This is a genomic window from Aeromonas sp. R3-1 (assembly GCF_040908345.1).
Classification (GTDB): domain Bacteria; phylum Pseudomonadota; class Gammaproteobacteria; order Enterobacterales; family Aeromonadaceae; genus Aeromonas; species Aeromonas veronii.
Map to the genome: position 1 here is coordinate 1 of NZ_JBFODN010000068.1, position 7733 is coordinate 7733.

General features: G+C 63.0%; 4 protein-coding genes and 1 pseudogene. All 5 read left to right on the forward strand.

Features of this window, described 5'->3' with window-relative positions; genetic code table 11:
• Positions 1-264 (forward strand): annotated as a pseudogene (locus tag AB5Y85_RS03960) (TetR family transcriptional regulator); the annotation flags it as partial.
• 48 nt (positions 265-312) lie between these two features.
• Positions 313-2652, forward strand: a complete 2340-nt coding sequence (locus tag AB5Y85_RS03965) for an acyl-CoA dehydrogenase (RefSeq protein ID WP_257687299.1) — start codon at positions 313-315, stop codon at positions 2650-2652.
• 166 nt (positions 2653-2818) lie between these two features.
• Positions 2819-5881, forward strand: coding sequence for an efflux RND transporter permease subunit (locus AB5Y85_RS03970; RefSeq protein ID WP_257687298.1), 3063 nt, complete (start codon positions 2819-2821; stop codon positions 5879-5881).
• A 15-nt stretch (positions 5882-5896) separates the two neighbouring features.
• Positions 5897-6946: an efflux RND transporter periplasmic adaptor subunit gene (locus tag AB5Y85_RS03975; protein WP_257687297.1), complete on the forward strand. Its 1050-nt coding sequence runs from the start codon at positions 5897-5899 to the stop codon at positions 6944-6946.
• A 115-nt stretch (positions 6947-7061) separates the two neighbouring features.
• Positions 7062-7583 carry a crossover junction endodeoxyribonuclease RuvC gene (gene ruvC / locus AB5Y85_RS03980; RefSeq protein WP_005334512.1) on the forward strand — a complete coding sequence of 174 codons (522 nt, stop codon included), beginning with the start codon at positions 7062-7064 and terminating at the stop codon, positions 7581-7583.
• Positions 7584-7733: the final 150 nt, after the last annotated feature.

Consider the following 7733-nt stretch of genomic DNA (forward strand, 5'->3'; position numbering starts at 1 on the left):
TATGGCCCCATTTTGCTGCGGATAACCCAGGCCATCTCCAAGGCCAATCCGGCCCTGTCGCCGGCGGATCTCTTCTGGCGACTGCACTTCACTCTGGGCACCGTCGTATTCACCATGGCCTCTGCCGATGCCCTGCGCGACATCGCCCTGGCCGACTTTGGCCAGCAGCTCGATGTGGAAGGGCTGGTGCGCAACGTTATTCCTTATCTGGCGTCCGGAGTCGGGGCGCCCGTGGAGTCGACCAGGCTCTCCCTGGCCGTGTAACAACCAACAATAAATCAACGGAAACAGTGAAATAGAAGGAACTTCGGTATGATCACATTGCTTGTCCTGCTGGTGCTGGCGATAGCCGTTGTGCTCGGCGTACCCTCCATCCGTAAAAAGGTGGTAACCCGTCCGGTGTTCGGCATCTTCAAAAAGATATTGCCGCCCTTGTCAGCTACCGAGCGGGAGGCCATGGAAGCCGGCTCCGTCTGGTGGGATGGCGAGTTGTTTCGCGGCAACCCCGACTGGAAAAAACTGCACGGCTACGGCAAGGCCGAGCTGACCGCAGAGGAGCAGGCCTTTATCGACAATCAGGTCGAAACCCTGCTCGCCATGGTTGATGACTTCAAGATCGTCAACGAAACCAAAGACCTGCCGGAGCCGGTGTGGGACTATCTGAAGAAGGAAGGCTTCTTCTCCCTGATCATCCCGAAATCCTACGGCGGCCGCGAATTCTCTGCGATTGCCAACTCCACCATCGTCACCCGCATCGCCACCAAGAGCCTGAGCGTGGCGGTCACCGTCATGGTGCCGAACTCCCTCGGTCCGGGCGAGCTGCTGATGCACTACGGCACCCAGGCCCAGAAAGATTTCTGGCTGCCGGGGCTGGCCAATGGCAAGGAAGTGCCCTGCTTCGCCCTGACCGGGCCGGAAGCGGGCTCCGATGCCGGCGCCATTCCTGACAAGGGGCTCGTCTGCAAAGGGATGCACAAGGGTGAAGAGGTGCTGGGTATTCGCCTCAACTGGAACAAGCGCTACATCACCCTGGCGCCCCGCGCTACCGTGCTGGGGCTGGCGTTCAAACTCTATGACCCGGAAAGACTGCTGGGTGACAAGGAGGAGCTCGGTATCACCTGCGCGCTCATCCCCACCAGCCACCCGGGCGTGCGCGTCGGCGATCGCCACTACCCCATGGGTCTGGCGTTCCTGAACGGCCCGACCTTCGGCAAGGATGTGTTCATTCCGCTCGACTGGATCATCGGCGGCCCGGATTATGCCGGTCGCGGCTGGCGCATGCTGGTGGAGTGCCTCTCCGCCGGTCGCGGCATCTCGTTGCCTGCTCTGGGCACCGCTTGCGGTCACATGGCGAGCCGCACCGTGGGCGCCTACTCCTATGTGCGCAAGCAGTTCGGCATGTCCATCGGCAAGTTTGAAGGTGTTCAAGAGGCGCTGGCCCGCATCGGTGGCCTCACCTATCAGCTGGAAGGGGCCCGTCGCATGACCGCAGGTTCGCTGGACTTGGGTCAGGCACCGGCCATCGTCACCGCCATCTCCAAGTACCACATGACCGAGATGGCGCGCCAGATCATGGATGACTCCATGGATATCCACGCCGGTCGTGCCATCCAGCTGGGCCCGAAAAACTACACCGGCTACGCCTACATGGGTATTCCGGTCGCCATCACGGTGGAAGGGGCCAACATCCTGACCCGCAACCTGATGATCTTCGGGCAGGGTGCCACCCGCTGCCACCCGTACGTGTTTGCTGAGCTGGAAGCGGCGGCCGACACCGACGTGGAGCGCGGTCTCGAGAAGTTTGACGCCCTGCTGATGAAGCACATCGCCTTCGGCGCCGGCAACTTCTTCGGTTCCCTGTTCCAGGGGCTGACTCTGGGTCAGTTCAACAGCGCGCCGGTGGCTGGTGAAACCGCCCGCTACTACAAACAGCTCTCCCGTATGAGTAAAGGGCTGGCCCTGTGCGCCGACGTCTCCATGCTGATGCTGGGTGGCGATCTCAAGCGCAAGGAGATGATCTCCGCCCGTCTGGGTGACGTGCTGAGCCACCTCTATCTGGCCTCCGCTACCCTCAAGCATTACGAGGATCAGGGCCGCATGGTCTCCGACCTGCCGTTCGTGCAGTACGCGGTGGAGCGCAACCTCTACCTGATTGGCAAGGCGTTCGAGGGCTTCTTCCAGAACTTCCCGAACAAGGTGGTGGGTGCCGTACTCAAGCGCGTGGTGTTCCCGTTCGGCGTCGGTTACAAGATGCCGGCCGACGATCGCTGCCACGCCATCTGTCTGGCCATGATGAAGCCGGGCGAGTTCCGCGACCGTCTGACGGCGCTGTGCTACGTCGGCAAAGACGAGGCGGATCCGGTCGGCCTGATGGAGCGCGCCTTCCAGGCCATGGTCGCCGTGCAGCCCTACGAGAAGAAGCTGGTGCAGGCCCAGAAAGAGGGCAAACTGCCCCGCAAACTGGCGCTGCCGGAGCTGGTTGCCGCCGCACTGGCCGGTTCCATCCTGAGCAAGGACGAAGCGGACAAACTGCTGGCCGCCGATGCCCTGCGCTACGAAGCGATTCAGGTAGACAACTTCGCCCCGGGCGAGCTGGAAGGCTTCTCCCAGCAAGCAAACAAGCAGCCAAACAAGGTCGAGCACGCCGCCTGATCCCCTGGTAGACCAGTACCAAACCGGCCCTCGTGGCCGGTTTTTTGTTTGTTAACCATGCATTTACAAGCTAGGAGAATTCCAGTTAAATGCTTGAGTCCCTGTTGCAGGGGCTTTGGAAGCAAGGCCAGCGGAATGGCCGATAACAACAACTCAGGAAGAGTGAATGAACCTCGCCAAAACGGCGATCGAACGCCCCATCTGGGTGGCGGTCTCGATCGTGCTGATTTTCCTGCTGGGTCTGCTCAGCATCCGGGGACTGCCGATCCAGCTGTTCCCCGACATCGACCGTCCACACCTCAACATCTCGGTGAGCTGGCGTTCAGCCTCTCCCCAGGAGATGGAGTCGGAGATCACCGACCCCATCGAGCAGGAGATGCAGGGGGTGCAGGGGCTCAAGAGCCTTGTCAGCAACAGCTATCCCGGCTTTACCGAAATCGACATGGAGTTTGCCCTCGGCACCGACATGCAACGGGCCCAACTCGATGTGATTTCGCGATTGAACCGGGTCTCGGGATTGCCGGACAAGATCGGCGGCCCCTACGTCAACAACTACAGCAGCAACGATACCCTCACCTTCTTCTTCATCCAGCAGCTGCCCGGTGCCAAAGGGGTGATCGATGATCATCAGGCGCTGATCGAGGCGCGGGTAAAACCCGAGCTGGAGCGCATCGAAGGGGTCTCGACGGTCGCAGTCGAGGGGATCAACGAGCGCCAGATCCAGATCCGCTTCGACCCCTATCGCGCCGCCGAGCTGGGGGTGGAGATCCCGGTGCTGGCCAGCCGGGCCACCACCGGCTGGGACGTGTCGGCCGGTACCCTCGACATCGGGCGCTGGGAGTACAAGCTGCGCTTTGCCGGTCGCTATGATGTCGAGACGCTGGGGGACAAGGTGGTGGACTGGCGCGATGGCCTGCCCATCTATCTGCGGGATGTAGCAGAAGTAAGGGTGGCCCGGGAAGAGAACCCGGTGCTGCGGATCCAGAACGGCAATACCGCCATCGCCGCCCAGATCTTCAAGGAGAGCGGCGCCAATGCCCTGGCATCCCTTGAGGCGATCAAGGCCCGGGTGAACGAGCTCAACCGCGAGGTGCTGGAGCCGGTCGGGCTGCACATGGAGCAGTCGTTCGATGCCTCCCTCTACATCAATCGCGCCGTCAGCATGGTCACCGCCAACCTGGGGCTCGGGGTGCTGCTCTCCTGTGCCATCCTCTGGTTCTTCCTGCGCCAGCTCAAGGCGACCCTGATGATTGCCCTCGCCATCCCCATCAGTATCATGCTCACCTTCTGCCTGCTCAAGGTGATGGATCGCACCCTCAACATCATCTCGCTGGCGGGCATCGCCTTTGCCGTCGGCATGGTGCTCGACGCCGCCATCGTGGTGCTGGAGAGCATCTACCGGCGCCACGAGCGGGGGGATTTGAGCAAGGCGGAGGCGGCGCTCGAAGGTACCCGTCAGGTGTGGACGGCGCTGGTCGCCTCTACCCTCACCACTGTCGCCATCTTCCTGCCGGTGCTGCTGCTCAACGATGTGGAGGGTCAGCTGTTTGCCGATCTGGCGCTGACCATCGCCTGCGCCGTGACGGTTTCCATGCTGGTCGCCGTCATCGTGCTGCCCGCGGTGGCGGCGCGCTGGATGGGGCGTGAAACGCTGACCGATCCCTATGAGTCGCTGTGGCAGCGCACTACCCGTCATGTGATCCGCTGGACCTCGACCTCACGCCAGCGCTGGACGGTCATCACCCTGATGATGAGCCTGCCGGCCCTGGCCACCTGGGCGCTGCTGCCCAAGATGGACTATCTGCCGGACGTGAAACGGGACGCAGTGGATGTCTGGATGAACTTCACCCCCGGGGTCAACCTCAAGGCCCAGCGCGAAGAGGTGATCGATACCCTGATCGCCCGCCTCGCCCCCTACATGAAGGGGGAGAAAGAGCCTGCCCTCAAGAACTACTACATCTTGCGCTACCCGGGGGGCGCCCAGATTGGCGTGCGCCCCAAGGACGAGACCCGCATCAGGGAGCTGGAGAGCCTGTTGATGAAACAGCTGCTGGTGGGTATTCCCGACACCCGGGTGTTCGGCGGTCAGGGGTCGCTGTTTGGCGGCTTTGACAGCGAGAACGGCGTCTCCCTGCTGCTGCAGGGGGGTAACCTGCCCGAGCTCTATCAGGCAGCCCGTGCCAGCATGGGGATCCTCAGCAAGGACCTGCCGGGAGCACAGATCCGGCCCGAGCCTAGTCTCGACTTCACCGCCCCCGAGCTCAAACTGGTGCCGCAAGATCGGCGCCTCGCCGAAGTGGGCTGGGATCGCACGCCCCTGCCCACCATTATCCAGACCTTTGGCGACGGCTTGCGAGTGGGCGAGTATTTCGACGGCGAGGATCGGCTCGACATCATGCTGATGGGGCAAAGCTCCGCCAATCCGGACGAACTGAAGGCAGTGCCGCTGGCCACCCCCTCCGGGCGCATCGTTCCCCTTGGCGAGCTGCTGCGGGTGGAGCACGACATGGGCCCGGCCAGCATCTTCCGGGCCGATGGGCGGCGCAGCATCAGCCTGCAGATAGCGCCCCCGGCGGGTATGACCATGGAGCAGGTGATCGACACCCTGAAAAACCACAGTTTTGCCGCCATCCGTCCCCTGCTGCCCGCCGGTGGCGAGCTGCGCATTGCCGGCAACGCCGACAGCCTGCAACAGGCGCTCGACAATCTGGGGACCATCTTCCTGTTTGCCGTGGTGATCCTGCTGGTGCTGCTGTGGGGAGTATTTGCCTCCATCAAGGATGCCCTGCTGGTGCTGCTCACCCTGCCCCTTGCCTCGGTTGGCGGCGTGCTGGCGCTGCAACTGAGCGGGCTGCTGGTGCCGCTGCCGATGGACCTGCTCACCATCATCGGCTTTGTCATCCTGCTGGGCCTGGTGGTCAACAACGCCATCCTGCTGGTGCATCAGACCCGCACCGCCGAGCGGGACGGCATGAGCCGTCAGCTGGCGGTGGCCGATGCCCTGCAAAGCCGGATGCGCCCCATCGCCATGACCAGCCTCACCAGCATCTTCGGCATGCTGCCGCTGATGCTGAGCCCGAGCGAAGGGAGCGAAATTTACCGCGGGCTCGCCACCGTCATTGTCGGCGGCATGAGTTGCAGCACCCTGTTTACCCTGATCCTGTTGCCTGCCTTCCTGCGTCTCGGGGAGCAGGTGGCGATCCCACAACCCCTACGCCAGCGGGCCTGAGCAAGGAGCTCATCGATGACACATATGATTACCCGAATGTTGGCTGGCGCGGTGCTGATTGCAGGCAGTGCGCTACCGGTATTGGCCGATCAGGGCAAGATGGTGACCCTGGCGGATGTGACCCAAGGGGATGCGGCCGCCAATATCTGGGTCAGCGGCACGGTGGCGAGTCGCCAGCAGGCGGCACTCAGCGCCGAAGTGAGCGGCCGGGTGGAGTGGATCGCCGAATTTGGCAGCCGGGTCAAAAAAGGGGATGAGCTACTGCGCCTCGACAGCGCGGCACTGCGCCTCTCGCTGGAGCAAGCTCGCGCCGAGCAGGCGAAATGGCAGAGCAACTTGCGCTTCGCTCGCGCCGAATCCCAGCGGATCACCCGACTACACCAGCAAAAGAGCGCCTCCCAAAGCCAGTACGACAAGGCCAGCTACGATGTGGAGCAGGCCGCGCTGGCCGAGCGGCTGGCCGCCATACAGGTGAACCAGATTGAGGAACAGCTGCGCCGCAGCCACATCTATGCCCCGTTCGACGGCGTGGTGAACAACCACTTCATCCAGCCCGGCGAGCATGTGGACGCGGGCGAACAGGCGCTGGAGCTGGTCAACCCGGATCAGCCGGATATCCGCCTGCAGGCCCCCATACTCTGGGCCCAGCAGCTGGCACCGCAAACCCGGCTGCAGGTGGAGGGGGAGCAGCTGAGCGGTCACGGCGTCTATTACCAGCGAGCCGCCAGCGCCGATCCCAAGTCGCGCCTCATCGAGCTGCGCCTCAAACCGGAAGCGGGCACCTTCATCATCGGCTCGCCGGTACGGGTTGCCCTGCCACTGGGGGATCAGCAGAGCATGCTGCTGCCCCGGGATGCCCTAGTGCTCGGCACCGATGGCAGCGTGGTCTATCAGGTGGCGCGAAGCGGCAAGGCGCTCAAGGTGAATCGGGTGCCGGTCACCGTGCTGTTTGGCGACAGCCAGCAGGTGGCGGTGAGCGGCGCCCTCAAGCAGGGGGATCGGGTGGTGGTGCGTGGCGCGGGCAGCCTGCAGGATGGCGACACCATAGAATTGTTCAAGGGGTAGCCACGCCCGACGCAGGCTGGCCAATCTTTGCCCGCTTGACCCGGGACATACAGCCAAACGGGCCACAGTTTGCTATCTTGGCGGCCATCACTCGCGTTTAGAGCAATCAACACCCATGAGCATTATTTTGGGCATCGATCCGGGTTCACGGATCACCGGCTACGGGGTTATCCGGGTCGTGGGCGGCAAGGCCGAATATCTTGGCTCTGGCTGCATCCGCACCGATTGCGGCGAGCTGCCGGAGCGCCTCAAGCAGGTCTATGACGGGGTATGCGAGATCATCACCCAGTTCAAGCCCACCGAGTTTGCCATCGAGCGGGTCTTTATGGCCCGCAACGCCGACTCGGCCCTGAAGCTGGGGCAGGCCCGTGGCAGCGCCATCGTCGCCGCAGTCAACGCCTATCTGCCGGTGAGCGAATACTCCGCCACCCAGATCAAGCAGGCGGTGGTCGGCACCGGCGGCGCAGCCAAGGAGCAGGTGCAGCATATGGTGACCCATCTGCTGAAACTCTCCGCCACCCCGCAGGCGGATGCAGCGGATGCCCTCGGTGTGGCCCTTTGCCACCTGCACACCCGCCAGAGCCTGATCAAGATGGCCGGCCGCGCCAGCAGCTCGGTACGCGGCCGCTATCGCTGAGCCCTTATGTCGTCCACGACTCATCTCGGTATCACCAAATAAAAACCGCCCCGGATATCCGGGGCGGTTTTTTTATATTTCCCCACATAACGGGGCCATCACTGATGGCCCCGTTATGTTTCTCATGTTGAATGGATTTGCCTTACACCA